The 17756-nt window shown below is 63.0% G+C and carries 3 protein-coding genes, 1 tRNA gene and 3 pseudogenes; all 7 read right to left on the bottom strand.

Translation table 11 applies throughout. The annotated features are described in order from the left end of the window. Positions 1–56: 56 nt before the first annotated feature. The gene (locus BY998_RS24060; protein WP_210205507.1) at positions 57–2252 is read right to left on the bottom strand and encodes a hypothetical protein; all 2196 of its coding nucleotides are present in this window, start codon (positions 2250–2252) and stop codon (positions 57–59) included. An 813-nt stretch (positions 2253–3065) separates the two neighbouring features. Next, positions 3066–3842, bottom strand: coding sequence for a site-specific integrase (locus BY998_RS20095; protein WP_245421673.1), 777 nt, complete (start codon positions 3840–3842; stop codon positions 3066–3068). Between the two features lie 371 nt (positions 3843–4213). Next, positions 4214–4290, bottom strand: a tRNA-Arg gene (locus tag BY998_RS20090). 127 nt (positions 4291–4417) lie between these two features. Then, a pseudogene (locus tag BY998_RS20085) lies at positions 4418–4660 on the bottom strand (IS481 family transposase); the annotation flags it as partial. A gap of 496 nt (positions 4661–5156) precedes the next feature. Beyond that, positions 5157–5387 (bottom strand): LuxR C-terminal-related transcriptional regulator, encoded by a 231-nt coding sequence (locus tag BY998_RS24865; protein ID WP_245421672.1) that lies wholly within the window; start codon positions 5385–5387, stop codon positions 5157–5159. 54 nt (positions 5388–5441) lie between these two features. Continuing rightward, positions 5442–6395 (bottom strand): annotated as a pseudogene (locus tag BY998_RS20080) (ABC transporter transmembrane domain-containing protein); the annotation flags it as partial. Between the two features lie 60 nt (positions 6396–6455). Beyond that, positions 6456–17267 (bottom strand): annotated as a pseudogene (locus BY998_RS20075) (peroxidase family protein). Positions 17268–17756 lie beyond the last annotated feature (489 nt).

The raw sequence follows: 17756 nt of genomic DNA, 5'->3' as shown, positions 1-17756 counted from the left end.
GAGGGACGTCTCGAATCGTTGCTTATAAGAGACGTCCCTTGCAGGCGTAGATGCTATTATCGGCGTGATTGATGCCAGCGGAGAAGGTTCTTCATCAATCGGTCAACCTGCTTATTCCTATGTACCGGCGAGTATGCGGATTGTGCTGCCTCGTATAGACGTTCAGAGATCGTCTGAGGATGCAGTTTCAATGCACATAGAGCGTGATACAGGGTGAAGATCGCATCATGACCCTCGCCCGGTAACGAACCAATACGATACCATTCGCTCATAGACGTATCGATACCGGCTTGCTGGTCCGGGCTGATCGTAAGAGCATCCTCATCAAGGGGAACGTAGGACAACGAATCCACCATACCGACATCATCAGGCGCAATGCGGTGCTGAATCCAGCTATCGACATCAAGTGGCGCCCGACGATCACCCTTGTATTCCTTAAAGAAGCTTGCTTGTCGCTCTTGCGCCTGACACGGGAGAGCGAAAACAGCACAAGGATGAGGGAGAGAATCAATACCATGATAATTTCCTTGAAGGCTCTCCCGACAGATATCATCAGCGAGCTTGCCTGATCGATACCCCTTGGTTTCGAGAACATACACAATCTCCTTATGAATCATCCTGTACTCAGTATCCTTCATTACTCTGTTCGTCGGGATGTAGATGCGACATCTCATCCTCTCTAGCGTGTGTCGAAAAGTATTATAAGCAACCATGCGAAGCTGTGGGAATGCACGAGAGAAGTCGTTGTGAGTCATAGTCCCCTTCTCGATATCGATCCACATACCTCGAACCAATTCGACATTATCATTGCCCCTATCCGTGTCATCTGACTTATCAACGTCGAATAGGGCACCGCTTACACAAGGTATTTCGTTTTTACTCGTGTACACATTCTTAGAATGATCCTTCAGGTAGCGAATGAACTGATCCTCTGTTTTCGATATGACGAATGGATCAGTTGATAAGTAATTATTGAAGTAAGAACCCCTGAATCGGGCGACGAAACGACTTATATCCTTAATAGCTGATTCGTCGTCATTGAGGTAACTAACTCGTTCAAGATATGAAGAATCAATATTATGGGCGAAGCCCGAGGCGAGTGATAGCTCGGCTCGTGAACGTTTCTTCGACGCATTCTTCCTTTCATTATCACTGTCATAGGTGCGCTTTCTGCCCACCTTCTGTTTTTCAGGTTGATCCAATCCGAGTGATTCGGCACGTGAGCCAGGAAAGATTCGATGCAACCAATCTGCGGTGTCTTTCGAGGCCACTATCCATGTCTTGTCGTGAGCTAGATCATTATCACGGATAGACGTACGACAGATCGCTTGATATACACTGTGATCGGTGAACGCCCGGAACTGCTTATCATCATCGAAGCCGCAATACTCTTTCAGGAACTTGCTAGCTTCCGGTGTCTGATTATTCGCTATAATGACCGCCGCGTGATGGACGTGGCGATACTGATTGAGACCGTGCGAGATTCCGGGTATCAGATTGTCACCTAGGAGTTTGTTCAGTGGACTAGTGAGCTTGACGTCGTTGTTCTCCACTCTGACGTACTTCTGATTTCCAAGCTTCTTAGTTGCAGCCTGAATGATCGGCGTATTATCACCACCGAGCTTATCCCTTAGATACTTTGAATAACGTGTCTCGTAGCCATAGTGGATAGTTACACTTGGATTGAATGGATGAAGGTTGGCGGCGTTCTCACGTGTTAATTCCAGAGACTTCTTCCAGATTACACCCGTCTGAGACCACTGATGAAAGGCAAACGTTTCTTCGAAGAGCGCACCGGATATCGTCACGCTATCAAAGTCAAGGAAAATGCTCGGTTTCAGTATTGAGAAGACCGAGAGAATACCATCACTCGAAGTCTTAGCTCTAAGCGACTCGAACTTCGCGATGTTGACGTAATTATCATAGTTTTTCGATAGGAGGATTTTTGCCAAGTCCTGAATATGCTCAACGATTGAATCCTGTCCCCTATTCTCGGCCGTCTTAGTCAGCTCAGATTGATTCGTGACCTGTAAACGGCTATATGCAGAGGCCGAATCCCTCGTCCGAACGTGATCGGTGATGAGGCCGTGCTTGATTGATAGATTCTCGCTGAATGTCTCAAGCACATTCGGGCATTCATCGAAATACAACGACCACCGATCCTTGCGATAGAAAAACGGAAGTCCGAGGAATGTTCTGTGAGTAATGAATACAATAGATCCATCTAGATCGGCATTGTTGAGATACTTCATCACTCTCAAGCTCACATGGCCCGGCGCTCCATCGTCCGAATGGAACTTGTGGGCTACGACAGCCGGGAAGCGTTCTTTCAGCCGAGCGAACGTTTCATCGATCAGCCCAGTGGTAGGTTGAACGATAAGACACTTCTGTCCGTTCGTGGCTCGCTTGCAAGCCGCGGTCACTATGTCATACGTCTTGCCTCTGCCAGCCATTCGAGAGTCGTAGTGAAGCAATATACTTGTAGGCTGAGCATCGGTGACTTGTGTGTTGATAATGATTTCATGCTCCGATGCGTTGTCGGATTTACTGTCATCGTAGTGCATAAGAACCAATTGATCTCTCTGTAATATCTGTCATTACCGCTCTAATCTAACGCTCGTGATAGAATGGCTTCTCTCACTACAATAGATGCTAGGGCGTTCTGCGTTGCTGATAACTGGTGCCGAGCGCCAGATGTGGGGCGCTCAGTGGAGGAACTATGTCAGAGAGATGTTCAATTTAATATACTAGCTAAGCTGGCGCGATCTGGGCAGGATCGTTTGTCGACTGTCTCGGAAATTGCCGATAATATGGCCGCGGATGATTTGCGATTTTAGACGCTTTTGGCTCGACAGAGCGTGACCCTTGATAATGCGTAAGCTACGATGGCGGTCTATATGACTGTAGAATGCTGACGGGGTGGGTCGATGTTGTAGCGAGGAAACCGCTCAATCGCACCGCTCAGCATTGATAAGGACGGTGTTTCATGTCGTCGTCCAACCCATGCAACGCGATGACCGGTTGTAACAGCCTACTAAACTAATTCGGGTGCGCTTCTGGCTGATTTAGCTGCTTGTGTCAGGCGAGGTACCATTAAGGTGGGAACTTGCACCGCTTTCAGTCAGCTGTGAAAGCTTGCGACTAAGAATTTCAGGTCTAATATGCGTATATCTCATGAGCATCTTTGTGTCACGGTGGCCGCTGATTAGGGCGACTTCGGGTACGCTAAGTCCTAACTCGAAGAACCGGCTTATCGCTTCGTGTCTAAGATCGTGGAAACGCAACGTTCCTAGACCTGCGCGAACACGTATACGGTTCCAGCAAAGCTGAACTGCGTTGCCTGATACCTGAAAGATGCTCTCGCCTTTTCGCTCAATGCGCTTTAACTCTTCTATAGCTCTTGGAGTTAGTGGAATTGTCCGCGGCCTGCCGTTTTTCGTTTGAAGTAGACGCACCGTCCCCTTTTCGAGATCAACCTCCCTCCAGCGAAGCGAAAGTAATTCGCCTCGGCGCATACCTGTCTCTATAGCTAGTACTATAACAGATGCGATATGTTGGTTACGTATTGCTCCAATTTCTCGGTAAAGATTGGCGGCACCAGATTCCGAAAGTCTCTCTTCACGGGGGAGCCCCGGCGCAGGAAACCGGATATCATGCAATGGATTCTTGGCAACGTGTATATCCCATTCTTTCCTCGCGATCTCGAAGCAGTGGCGAAAGATCGTTAGTTCACGTCTCACGGTATCGGCTCCGACTTTCTTCAGCCGATTGTTTCGATATTCGGCGAAGTGCCTTGATGTGATATTCGTGACTGAGGCGGTGGCTACGGGATGCCCAAGCATGTTGTTGATTCGGCAGTTCTCCGAAGCGTAGCCCCGTTTGAGCGCGGTGACCTCAGTCTGATACCGCTGCAACAGTTCCCCGACCGTCAAGCTATCGCCTGCGGGCCGCTCAATGGGGTCATCAGTCGGAGCATAGTCGCGTTCCCGAGCCTGTGCCCAAGCTATCGCAGCGGCCTTGGAAGAGAACGATTTCGAGCGAGTGGGAAAGCCGACATGCCGCACCTGAACCTGCCAGGAACGTCCCCGCTTTCGGATAGCTGCCATGATTCGTGACCCGTCGCTTGTGACAAAGCGTGACAGGCTGTTCACGAACGCTAGATGGAGCTTCCGGAAGGGTCAAAAAACCATAAGCAAAAACAATGGCTTATGATTGGCGCACCCGACACGATTCGAACGTGTGACCTTTGCCTTCGGAGGGCAACGCTCTATCCAGCTGAGCTACGGGTGCTGACCGTGACCCGTGAGTAGCCCAACTCAAGGCGCTACGCAACGGCGCTGTGCAGGGCGATGAAATGCCTCGGTCGCTCAAAGGGATGGTAGCGTAGCCCTCCTCAGGCAAAGGTCACACGCTCGAATCGTGTCGGGTGCGGGATCGTGGCCTGGAGCGCAGAGAGGCAGTCATCCAGCGGCAGGAGGGTGTGACGGCGAAAGGCGACGACGACCGCCTCATCCTCCGGCGACAGCACCGTCGAATGCGGATGCTTCCGGCCTGTGCGCTGGTCGGCGACAGAGGTCCGTTGCCGCCACTGGGCAACCGTCTTCGGATTGATCCCGTAGCGCTTCGAGAGCGTCCTCAGGCTCGCTTGACGATGCTGGATCGCTCAACGGATCGCCTCCGTCGTCTTGGCGCTGCCGTGAAGAACCGGGCCCATAGCGCGTCCCTGCACGCCGACGGGGAGACTGCACCATCAAACCCTGGAATCAAACAGTTAGACCGCGCGCGCCCTGCGATGTCCAAGGACGTAATGGGGAAAGCCTTGAACCCAGGGTGCATGCCCCTCGCCTAAACCGGACACGTCTGGGACCTCGCTATCTCGATTGGGCTGCTGTTCCAAGGCTGCCTTGCGCCAGCAACGAAACCTTGTGTTCGAACAAAAAAGGATTTTTCTACAAGTGAAAGCGGATGCGCTCGCAACAGCCTATGGCCCACGCCGGCCAATTCTGATTGCTAGATTTGCCCCTGCCAGGAAGCGACGGCTAAATCGTCCTTGTAGACGGCTGCGGCGAGACTGTTGCGGAGCTTCCGAGACGTGAGGCGTGCGAGCAACGGCCGAATCGCTGCCCAGCGAATCTTGCAGAACATCCTCTTCTTTATCAGCGCACAGGAATTTCTCCATACAACCAGCCTTGAAGGATCGCGAATTGAACAATCTGTGCCCGACTCGCGAGCCCGAGCTTGGTACAGGCCCGCGCCTTCTGGGTCTCAACGGTCTTGGGTGTCGCCGCGAGCCGATCGGCAATCTCCTTACTCGTGAAGCCGAACGCGACTAGTCGGAGAATGTCCTTCTCACGCTCGTTCAAGGTCGAGCAAACCTGTTCGTCCACGCTGGAACTCAGGCGTCGATGCGGCGCGGTCCTCTCCGGTAGCGCCGGATCAAGAACTACGGTCTCCTTCAGGCGCCGGAAGGCGGTCCGGGCAGCTAGGATGACCTTCCAATTGCCGATCGCTTGGTCGATGGGCGCCAGGGCACGGGCCGACGTGATCGAGGCGGCGATGATGGCCCCGGCGGACAGCTCGCCGCCGATGACGAGGTAGGCGCCGAGCCCAAGCACCGCCGATTGCAGGATCATGCGCAGGACGCGTGAAACCGCCCCGAACGTGCCGCTGACATCGGTGGTGCGGGTCTGGAGTTCGAGGTGCTCGTCGTTGGCGCGGCGGTAGCGGTCCACCGCACGGTCGGCGAAGCCCATCGCCTTGAGCACGTCGGCGCTGCGCGCGTTCGAATCCGCGATGGCGTTGCGCGCCACCACGGCCTGCTGCGTCGCTGCGGTCCACCGCCGGGTCAGGAGCTCGGCCAGAACCGTCAAGAGAGCGAGGACGACCGCGCCCGCCACGGTGAGCGCACCGAGATACGGGTGAAGGATGTAGACGAAGACGAGGAAGACCGGCACCCACGGCAGATCGAACAGGGCGACCAGGCCCGGGCTGCCGAGGAAGCCGCGCACCGTGTCGACGTCGCGGCCGCGCTCCATCGCCTCCGCGGTCGAGAAGCCGAAGCGCGGCATGTCGATCCCGACCCGCTGCGCCAGCGGGGCGACACGGCGATCGAGCTGGGCTCCGAGGCGAACCAGGATCTGCGAGCGAAGAACGTCGAACAGGCCCTGCGCCAGGTAGAGGCCGATGGCGAGGATCGACAGGCCGATGAGCGTCGGCAGGCTTCCGCTCGGCAGGGCCCGGTCGTAGACCTGCAGCATGTAGAAGGAGCCGGTCAAAGCCAGGATGTTGATGATGCCCGACATCCCGAACAGGAAGAAGAAGGGTGCCCGGAAGCTTCGGGTGAGCTGCTCGGCACATCTCTGCTGTGCGAGCTTCTTCTGATCTCTGGAACGCATGGCTGGCACTCCCCCTCGTCAGGCAAGTGGGCCGGGCCCCTGGCCGGGGCCCGACCCGGATCAGAGCGTGAAGTCCGCCGCCGTGGGAGCCGTGTTGCCCTTGATGGACAGCTTGAACTCGGGGGAGGCGTCGCCGGCCGTGTTGCCCTGGACGACGACGTAGTCCCCGTCGTCCCGCGTCTCCTGCGTCACCAGGAGTTGTCCGACTCCCGTGAAGGCGGCACCGCTCGCGAGCGTGAAGGCTTGGTTCCCGGCCAGTCCGGCATCGGCATCGATCGCGCTGAAATCGATCTTGTCGCCCGGCTGGAAGCTCTCGATGGTGTCGCCGTTCGCGGCCGCCGCGGAGCCGAAGCGGTAGGTGTCGCTTCCCTCCCCACCGTCCATCACGTTCACGGCCTCGCTTGCCGTGATGTCGTCGTCGCCGGAACCGGTGACCACGTTCTCGACGCCCCAGAGCACGTCGCGACCCGACTGGGTGCTCGTCGCGCTGCCGCGTCCGGCCAGACCCGTCCCGAGGTTGACCGCGATGTTGGCGGTGATGGCCGCCATGTCGAGCGTGTCGCTGCCTAAGCCGCCGCCCATCTCGTCGCCCCAGTAGGTGTCGTCGCCGTCGCCGGTCTCCGCCACGAGCAGGTCGTCGCCCTCGCCGCCGATGACCGTGTCCCGACCGGCGCCGGCGGTCACGAGGTCGTTGCCGGCGCCAGCGAGGATGCGGTCGTTGCCGCCGTCGCCGTACACCATGTCGGCGCCGCCCCCGGCGAGGACATCGTCGTCGCCGTCCCCGGCGAACACCACGTCCCGGCCCTCGCCGGCATCGACGAAGTCGTTGCCCGCCCCGGCCCGGACCACGTCGGCACCGCCGCCGGCGAGGATGTTGTCGTCGCCGTCCAGGCCGAGGATGGTATCCGCCCCGGCCGTGCCGTTGAGGACGTCCCCGCTCGGGCCGCCGGCGATCACGCCGGGAGGATGGTTCACGGGCGGGTTGGTGCCGGGATCGGTGCCGGGTCCGTCCTCACCGTCGTCCTCGCCATCGTCGCCACCGCCGACAGGGTCGGTCGTCCCGTCGCCGTCTCCTTCCCCGTCGTCGTCATCGTCCCCTTCACCGTCACCGACAGGGTCCGTCACGCCGTCGTCATCGTCGTCATCGTCATCGTCGCCACCGCCGACCGGATCGGTCGGGCCGTCGTCGTCTTCGCCATCTTCGCCGCCGCCCACGGGATCGGTGGCGCCGTCGTCGTCATCGTCGTCGCCGGGCTCCGTCCCCGGCCCGTCCTCGTCGGACACCTCGAAGATGTGTTCCGGCAGGACGGTCAGGCCGGTGTTGCGGGCAATGATGTCCGAGAATTCCTGGCCGTCGACGAAGTTTTCGTAGAAGTCGAAGTTGTCGAAGCGCTCCAGATAGTAGAAGCGGTCGCCGTCCTGCAGCCGGTCGAACTGCTCGTGCAGCACGACCCAGAAGGTCTGGCCGACGACGCCGCCATTGATGTGCTTCTCGGCAAGCCCGCCGACCCAGAGATCGAGCCGGTCGATGCCCTTCACGACGCCGGTCCCGTCGGCCTGCATCGCGATGGCGATGTCCCCGTTGATCGCCCGGAAGGCCGCGATATCGGCGGCGGCAAGGACGAGGTCCGGGTAGGCCTGCCGGAACTGCCCGATCACCGCGTCGCTGAGGCCGTTGCGCGCCTGGAAGTCCTCCCAGGAGGCGTAGGGCGAGAGGTCGCCGCCGGCGAAGCCCACCGCGTCCCGGATGTAGGGATTGGTGGAGGCGGCAAGATCGGCCCGGATCTGGTTGAGGGTGCCGAGCCCGACGTCCCAGCCGCGGGCCACGTTGAAGGCGAACAGGTCGGCCCGGATGCGCACGAGGTCGTTGCGGACCGCGTCGACGATATTGAAGTCGACATCCTCGGCCGCCTGCTCGATGGTGCCGCCGATGATGCCGCCGACACCGTACTGGGCGTAGCCCGGCTGGGGCACGTAGCCGGGAGGCAGCGGCCCCGTGAACACCGAGGGGTCGTTGCTCGGGTTGAGGAAGGCGTCGAACAGGCTGACCGGAACGGTCTCGCCGTCGGCATCCTTCACGTTCAGCGTCTGCCCGATCAGGGAGTGGCCGAAGCGGAACACCGCCGCCGCGAACTCGTGGCTGATCGCGGCATCCACGCTCGGATCGTAAGCCTCGAAGCCGTGCGTGCCGTCCGAGCGCAGGCCGCCGATCAGCGTCTCCAGGTACTCGTCGAAGACGACGCGCTGGTACTCCGCCTCGTTGACCATCTTGGCGGCCTGGAACACCTGCTCGGGCGTGCCCTGGAAGCCGGATTCGAGCAGCTTCTCGACGTGGTAGTTGTGGTTGCGCGCCCAGATCGTGTGGATCGAGGTGAGGGCGAAGTTTTCGTTGGCCCGTCCGTCGCCAGCGACGAAGTGGTCGAGGACGCTGATGAAGGGGTTGGTGTCGAGCAGCAGCGGGTGACCCGAGCCCATGAAGTCGCCCACGAGCTTGGTGAGCACCTGCGGGTCGAAGGCGCCGGTCTCCGTGTTGAACAGGGTGCCCGTCACCCCCTCCGACAGGGCGAAGTTGGTGTAGTAGGTCCGGAAGCTGATCGGCCCATTCGGTCCCTCGAAGATCGTGTCGGCTTGCCAGTGGTGATTGACCAGCTCGCGCAGCGTCGGCAGCAGGTTGAAGGCGGGGTTGGACGGGTCCGGTGCCCCCGCCAGGAGCCGCATGCCGACGCCCTGCGCCCCGTCGCTCTCCCGCAGGAACTGGCCGACCATCGCGTTGGAGCCGTAGGCCTGGTTCTGGTCGATGTAGGGCGAGGTCTGGTTCTTGTGCTGCGGGATGCCGTCGGCGTCGAGGCCGAGGACGGTGCCGCGGGTGAGGTCGGCCGGGTTGTTCGAGCCCGGCGCCCCGCCGCCGGGCGCGCCGATCACGATCGAGCCGTTGCCGCCCTTGGGCAGGAAGTCGAGCCCGTGGTCGATGTACTGGCCCATCGCCATGAAGAAGATGTTGGCGTCGTTTCCGGCCTTGGGCAGGCCGGCCTCCTGCGTGCCGAGGATGTTGCTGATGGTGCGCGCGTCGAGGCCGTCGAAGATCGGGTTGATGGCCCGGTTGCCGTTGGCGTCGGGCTCGCCGTAGCGGGCCTGCGTCAGGCGGATGAAGGCTTGGTCGGCGCTGCCCCAGGTCGGGTGGTCGAGGTTGTTGCCGTGCCCGCTGAGCTCGCGGTAGCCCGTCGGCACGTCGTCGTCGCCCGCATTGTCCGGGCGCTGGCCGCGCACCAGCGCCTCCAGCCCGGCGATGTCGGCCGCCGTGTAGGCGAAGGCGCCGGTGACGCCCTCTCCCTCCCCGCCGTCGGCACCCGCCTCGACCGCGATCCGCGGCATGCCGCCTGCGGCCGAGAAGGTGACCGTGTGCGACCCGTTGGAGAGGGTCGTCATGCCGTTCGCGCCCGCGGTCGTGACGTAGTCGGCCCGGTTCGAGCCGGCCGGCAATTCGATCACGTCCTGCGGCCGCAGGGTGCCGACGATGGTGTCGTGCCCCCCGTTCGAGCGGAAGACGATGCGGTGGGCCGAGGCGAGGGCGGTCATGTCCACGGTGTCATCGCCGGACGAGCCGTCGATGGTGATGGTGCTGAAGTTGAGGCTCGTGCCGGTGAAGCTGCCGATCACCTGGATCGTGTCGCCGCCGTTGGTGCCGCCGCTTTGGCCGCCGGGCGATGTCACTTGGAGCGTGTTGACGCGGATCTCCTCGATGTTGTCGAGTTCGGCGACGATCGCGGCGGCGCCGGTGCCGTTGCGGGTGACCACGATCTCGGTGCCGGCGGCGAGTTACGCCTGCGTGTTGCCGGTGACGTCCAACCAGGCCGACCGGCTGTAGATGCGGAAGAGCTCAGACCCCGCGACGCCGTTCAACTGATAGGTGTCGATGCCGGCCCCGCCATCGACGCGGTCGCGCCCATCGGTGCTGGTCTGGATGAACGTGTCGGCGCCGCCGCGGCCGTTCAGTACGTCGTTGCCGGCCCCGCCATTCATCGTGTCGTTCGGCTGGATTCCGAAGAACGCGGTGTCGGCGCCGTTGGCGATGTCGTCGCCGGCCGTGCCGTTGAAGGTCCTGTTGAGCGCCGTGCCCGTGAAATTATCCCCTACGACGCCGGTCGGCGCCGAGAACAGCACCTCCGGATTTCCCGCGCCGTCAGTGAAGCTCACGCGGAGCCGCAGCACGTCCCCGACCTGGGCTTGAGTGGGTGTGTAGTTGAGCGTGCCGGCGGCGGCGCCGGCGATGTCCGTCCAAGTCTGGCCGTTGTCCCCCGATTGCTGCCAGCGCGGCGAGAAGGTCCCAAGTCCGTCGGCGTCTTGGATGCTGGCGACCAGCGCGCCGAGGGGCTGGCCCTCGGTCGGCGAGACGAGCCCGTTCGTCGGCGTCGGATCCGTGACCACGGGCGCGCCGGTCGCGACGCTGTTCACGACGACCCCCTCGACGTTCTTGAGCTCGGCGATCGCGACCCCGTTGCGCACGACCACGGTCTGCGTGTCGTCGCGGAACGACAGGTTCGCGAACTGCGACCGGGCCTGAGTCAGCGTGAGCTGCTGGACGAGACCGGTTCCGTTCATGATCCGGAAGCTGTCGGTGCCGGCGCCGCCATCGACGAAGTCGCGGCCGTCACCCGTCCGCCACAGGATGGCGTCGTTCCCTGCTCCCGCGAAGACGAGGTCGTTCCCCGCGCCTCCGCTGAGACTATCGACGCCGGCCGTCCCCACCACGATGTCGACGGCCGCCGTGCCGTTGGCGACCAGCGCGTAGGGCGTGACATCCTCGCCCATCTGGATCTGCTCGATCGTGGCGAGCGTGTCGACGCCGTCGCCCTCCGCACCGAGGTTGTCGCTGACGACGACCTCGCCCTGCGCGTTCCGCTCGAAGCTGTAGGCCGCGATCGGTCCCGAGAAGAGGGCGGTGTCGGTGCCGCCGCCGCCGATCAGGCGATCGTTGCCGTGCCCGCCGGAGAGCTGATCGTCGTCGTTGCCGCCATCGAGCGTGTTGTTGCCGGTCCGGCCGATCAGGGTGTCGGCGCCGTCATTGCCGAGAAGGATGTCGTCGCCCTCGCCGCCATCGACACGGTCGTCGCCGCTGCCGGCGTAGATCGCATCGTTGCCGACATCGCCCTCGATGTCGTCGTTGCCGTCGCGTCCCAGAATGACGTTCGGGCTCGCGGAGCCGGCGATATCCTCGTCCGCGGCGGTTCCGACGAAGGCGGTCTGGACGGAGGCCGTCTGCTGCGGGCCGGTACTGCCGGCGACCGTGCTGGTCCAGTTCGCGACCACCCGGATCTCGACGCCCGTCGCGCCGGTCGGCGTGAAGCGCGTATTCCCGTTCGTGACCTGGCCGTCCGCGCCCGTCACGTTGCGCCACTGTCCGTTGTCGGCGAGCACCTGCCACTGCAGGGTCACGGGCCGGGTGGCCGCGTCCACCCGGCTCACCAGCGTCGCGACGAGCGTCGAGGAATCGTCGCCATCCGCGTCGAGCGGCGTGATGGTGAGGCGGTCGAAGGGCTGGTTGAGGACCAGCGCGACATCCACCGTGCCGTCGGCGAAGCGCAGTTTCTCGATGTTGCGCAGCGTGTCGGTGCCGTCATCGACGGCCGGGTCGCTCAGCGTCGTGTGGGCGATCGTGAGCGTGCCGTTCGCCGCACGGGTGATCGTGTAGTTGGCGCGGATATCGTTGAAGACGGCGGTGTCGACATCCGTTGTCGCCGTCCCGGTCGTGACGACCTCGCGGACGATGCTGAGCTGGGTCGGGCTGACCACACGGTTCACCATTAGCTCGAAGAGCGAATGTCCGGCCCACCCCGCCGGCAGATTGGTCGCGCTCGCCGGGAAGGTGTGCTTCAGGCTGTCGACGGTCGCGAGTTCGGCCGTGTTCGCGGCGTTGCGGATGGAAATCCGCACGTTGAGCCAGCTGTCGCCGTCGAGGACATCGTCGCCGCCGTTGCCCTGAAGCGTGTCGCTGCCCGCTCCGCCCAGCAGGATGTTCCCCTTGTCGAAGGCGATGAGTGCTTCGCGCTGCGCGGCGGTCGCGCCCACCGGTGCCGCTGCCACGAGGCTGCCGAGGACTTGGCGCAGGCCGTTGATCCGGTCGATCCCTGCCTGGCTGAGGCCGTCGTTGAAGAACACGCCCTCGTTCGCGGCCGTGACCGGTGCGCCCGCCGGCTCCTCGGCATCGGCTGCGGCCGCCGCGGTCCGATCGTCGCCGATGAGCGTGTCGTTGTGCCGCCAGCCCGACAGCGCCTCCGTCTTGTCGAAGCGGTTGCGTAGGATGTCGGCTTCTTCGGTGGTGAAGATCGGAACCCGCATGTCGGCATTGGCCGCGATCTGGTTGCCCTTGTAGATCGCCCAGTCGAAGCCGAACATGCCCTCGTTGCGCATGACGCTCTCGCCCTGGACCATGATGTCGTCGCCGGACTCGCCGTCGAAATCATGCTCATCGCCACCGGCGAACATCACGTCATGGCCCTTGATGGCCGAGTTGAAGAACAGCTCCGAGTTGTCGCCGGCCGTCGTGTCGAAGCCGCCGCCGCCCTCCATCCAGTCGTCGCCCTCGTTGCCCATCAGCAGATCGGCATCGTCGCCGCCGACCACGAAGTCGTCGCCCTCGCCGGCGAAGACTTCGGTCGCATCCACGCCGACGAAAATTGCGTCCTTGCCGCGACCACCCATCAGGATGTCGATGCCGTTCGAGTTGGCGATGACGTCGTTGCCGTCCTCGCCCTTGAGGAAGTCGCCGGTGTCGCCGGAATCGGTGATGATGTCGTCGCCCGCCCCGCCATTCACGAGGTCGACGCCCGCGCCCGACTCGATGCGGTCGTTGCCCGCGTCGCCCCAGATCCCATCATCGCCGTAGTCGGTGATGATGGTGTCGTTCCCCTCGGTGCCGCCCACCAGCACGTGCTCGCCGCCGGTGAAGCGGAGGTAATGCCCGGTCGCGAACGGCTGATCGAGCGCGGCCGGATCGATCACGGTCGCATCGAGGTCGGCGGCCGGGCTGGCGATGGCCTGCCCCGTGCGCAGGACGTTGCCGGCCGCATCGCGCAGGAACGGGTCGGCGGCCGGGTCGTAGCCGGGCGTCTGCGCCGGGCTCAGATCGGACCGGTAGGCCGGTGCCGTCCGCACGAGTTCGACGTCGTCCACGAGGATCTGGGCGTCGCCGCTGCCGGTGTTGCGGATCTCCAAGCGAAGCTGAAGGCCGGCGAGCGCCGCCGGGACGGCCTCCGTTGCGAGGCTGAACGTACCCCACTGCCCGTCGGCCGGCTCCGCCAGGGTCAGCGTTCCGAGGATGACCGGGTTCGCTCCGCCGACGGCCACAAGGCGCGCCTCGGCCCCTGGCCACGTGAAATCGGTGCGGTCCCCGACCTTGAAGCTGTAGCTGTAGGTGACGCCGGCCTGGAGGGTGCTTCCGCCCTCCTGCGAGAGCGTGGCGCCGCCGCGCAGCCACACGACGTTGGCGCCGTCGCGGCCCGCGGGATCGACGACCGCGTCGGCCGGCGCGTAGAGGCCGCCGACGCCCCCGGCGATGGACCAGCCGGCCGGGTTCGTCATGGTGTAGTTGCCGTTGGCGTCGAGGATCACGCCCTCCTGGCCGGCCACCAGCGCGAGATCCTCGAAGCTGCCGTTGGCCACCGCCACCGGCTCGGGACCGCTCGAACCGGGCGTGAAGGCGAGGCGCCCGTCGGCACCGACCCGCAGCATCGGCGCATCCAGCATGTCGGCCTGGGTCAGGGCGATGCCGAGCGTGGCCGCATTGGCCTTGAGGTCGGCCTAGGTCACGGGGCTGCCGGCACCGCCGACCCCGTCCTCGCTGCCGTCCACGAGTGCACCCGTGGGGGCGCCGTCCGCGCCGTAGCGCCGGACCAGGGCGTTGATCGAGGCGTGGAAGCCGCTCGCGCCCTCATCGGCAGCGGTGCCGGGATCGTCGCGCACGACCTTGCCGAGACCCATCGCCTCGAGCACCGGGTCGTTTCCGGTCGGGTCGCGGCCGGGGGCAGCGCCGTTCTGGTCGAGCTGATTGGCGGCGTTCACCTCCAGCTCGAAGTCGTAATCGGCGAAGGCGTCAACGCCGATGTGACGCGGCACGATGTCGTCCGCCGTGCCCCGGATCTGGTCGGGTCCGGGAAGCGATAGGCTCGAATTGGCGAGCATGATCTTCGAGAAGGAGTTCTGCTCCAGCTCGTTGAGGAAGTTCTGCCCCTGGACCCGGCTGAGATAGTAGAATCTGTCGGCGTCCTGCAGGTTCTCCATCTGCGCTTCGAAGATGGCGTTGAAGGTCGAGCCCAGCATGCCGCCGAACGGCATCTGCTTCTCGGCCAGACCGCCGATCCAGAGGTCGACCGCGTTAAAGCCCGTCTCCCGTCCGGCCCAGCTCCCGCGCGCATTGAGATAGTCGAGGCGATCCGCCGGCGCGCCCTCGCCGCCGAAGACGAGCGCCATGGCCGCCTCGCGCTTGTCCGCGAGAGTGCTCGCTGCGGTGACGGTGCCATGGGTGCCGTAGGCGGCGATGAAATTCACCACCGAGAGCGGGTTCTTCAGGTTGGCCGCCATCTCCACCCAGCTCGTATAGGGGGTGAGGAAGGTCGAACCCGTCGCGGCGTAGAGCTGGGCGCGGGCCTCGTTAAGCGTCGGCGTGCCCGTGTCGCGACCGCGGGCGATGTTGATCGCGGCGAGATCGAGCGGCAGGCCGAGCAGGTTGTTGCGCAGGGCGCCGACCACGAATTCGTCGATCTCGCTGCCGCGCTCGATGGTCATGCCGCGCATGATCGCGGCCGCACCGTCGTCGTGGGAGATCGCACCCCCATTGTCGAACTGGAGCGGATTGAGGAAGGCCTCGATCAGACCCAGATCGGCGTCAAGCGGCAGCCCGTCCGGCCCGAGCCGCGGCATGTTCTCGGTCAGCATTGAGTGGCCGAAGCGGTAGACCGTTTTGGCGAACTCGGCGAAGATCGCGGGATCGATCTCCGTAATCGCGTTGAACACGAAGGGATCGACCAGCGGCTGGATCTTGCGGGCGAATTCTTCGAAGACGAGGTGCTGGTACTGCATCTCGGTAGCGAAGCGCGCCGCCTGGAACAGCCGCTCCCCGTCCCAGGACAGCGTGTTGGCGTAGGCGAGCTGAGCCAGCGGCGCCCTCTGCGTGAAATCCGCCGGTAGGGCCGCGATATCGATCGCCAGCCAGTCGTTGATGAAGGCGAGATCGCCCGACTGCAGAACCGTGAGCTTCTGCGCGTCGACCTGCCGGTTGTGCTCGGAGTGGAAGATGTGGTGGACCGCCGTGAGGCCGATATTCTCGTTGCCACGCCCGTCGCCGGTGACGAAGTGCCGGTCGAGAAGCTCGTTGTCGTATTCGAGGTTTCGGCCGGTCTCCGGATTCATCTGAACCGCATTGCCGGCGAGCGTGTCGGCGTCGGGTCGAAGCACGCCGTTCACGACGACCGGCACCGCGTTGTGGGCGATATCATCGAGGAAGGCGTTGAAGGTGCGGGCCGCGGCAACCGTCTCGCCGGCCTCGATCACGTTCTGTGCCCCGCCCGACCCCATCAGCACGGTGCCCACGGGGAGCTGGATGGCCGATAGCCTGAGAGGCTCGGCGAGGCTGCCGCTGGCATAAACCGCCTGCCCCCCCGGCCCCACCCCGACCATCACCTGCGGCAAACCGTTCGCGCCCCGGACGAACTCGCCGTAAGCGTCCACCAGCAGCTGCGGGACAGCCGAGACGTCGGCGTCCGTCAGTTCGATGCCGAGCATCACCCGCGCTTGGTGTTTGACATCGGCCCAGGTGGCGAGGCCTCCGTCCGCGCCGCCGAGCAGGCGCCCGGTCGCGACGGGCTTTCCGTCCACGAGCGCGTATTCGCGCAGGAACACTTGGTGCGAGGCGTTGGACGTGTAGGTCTGGTTCTGATCGACGAAAGGCGTCGTGACATTCCGCTGCGAGGCTTCGACCGGGGTCGCGCGCGTGAGCGTCATGAAGCGCAGATGCGGTGCGAGGTCGTCGGCGGTGCCGGCCACGCCATCGCTCCCGAGCACCAGCGGGTCGTCGGCGGTGAGCGGGATGTAGACCGTACCGTTGCCGCCCTTGGAGATCAGGTCGAGCCCGTGGTCGAAGAACTGGCCGAAAAAGGTCATCCAGGCGTTGAAGGGCTTCGACAGCCCCTCGTCGGGCGAAACGTTGAGGACGTCGATCGAGCCGTTGGTGACGGTCACCCCGGCCTGCTCCAGCAGCGTATCGAGGGCCGATTGCAGGGCGGCGTGATCGCCCGCCGGGTCCGCGGCCTTGGCGGCCTTCAGGGCGTCGTGGGCGGCGCTGATCGCGCGCTGATCGGCGATCACGTTCTCCGAACCGGCGATGCGGAGCGCCGCGGCGATGGCGGCCGGATTGTCGAGCGATGCATCGACCAAGAGGTTCGAGATGATGCGCGGATCAGCATCGGCGACGGAGCCTGCACCGGGACCGGACGCGCCGTAGTTGGTGTTGTTGATGGTTGGCCCTCCCGGCCCGAGCACCATCGAGTCGCCGTCCGCGTCGTTCAGGTACTTCGGCGGGAACAGCTGCGGCATCGGCTGGCCGGCTGAGCCCCAGCTCTCGCGCCCTGGGACGATGTTGTTGAAGGTGCCGTCGACCGTGCGCAGCCCGTAGGGCACGTGCGGATCCGGGATCGCCCTCGGCATCGCCGCGTCGCCCAGCCAATCGCCGTCCGCGTCGTAGAGGCCCCGGTCCATGATCAAGGTGCCGGCGGCATCGATGCGCAGCTCCGTAAGCTTGATGCCGGACGCGTGCGCCTCGGCAATCTTGATCTGCCTCAGGATGAACGTGAGATCCTGGAGATTGAGCTTCACGGCCATGGCCACCTCCCAATGTGGGCCCAGGGAGGCATAAGCCGTCCCTGATCATGAACAGAGAGCCCGTCAAGTCTTGAGGCTTTCCGGAACTGGTCAGATCATTCCATTAGCCGCGCATAATAACTGGGTTAAAAAGTACTTAATGCCGCAGGAAAATTCCAACTTGAGGATTTTTCCTTCGGTCGATAACAAATGCAAATCTTCTTGAAAATGTATCTTTTGAAAATATTCGATGGGATCCTCGAGCGCGCGAGGGCAGAGCGATCCGACGAAACGTCGTAATCTGCTTCTTCCGATGCGGATGTGCGCACTCGCATGCCCGAAGGTCTGACAAGGGTTTGAAGTTCGCGCTCAACTTGTTCGGCTGTGCGCCAGGAGCCGACCTTGACCCATCAGATGCTCAACCGCCGCTTGCGACCCTGAGTCGTAGTCGTGAGCCATATCAGTGTGGAGCCGCCCACGACGTTACAGCGGACCCAAGGACGGGTACTT

It is taken from the genome of Methylobacterium sp. B4 (genome assembly GCF_003201865.1).
Classification (GTDB): Bacteria; Pseudomonadota; Alphaproteobacteria; order Rhizobiales; family Beijerinckiaceae; genus Methylobacterium.
This window is presented reverse-complemented; position numbering and strand designations above follow the sequence as displayed.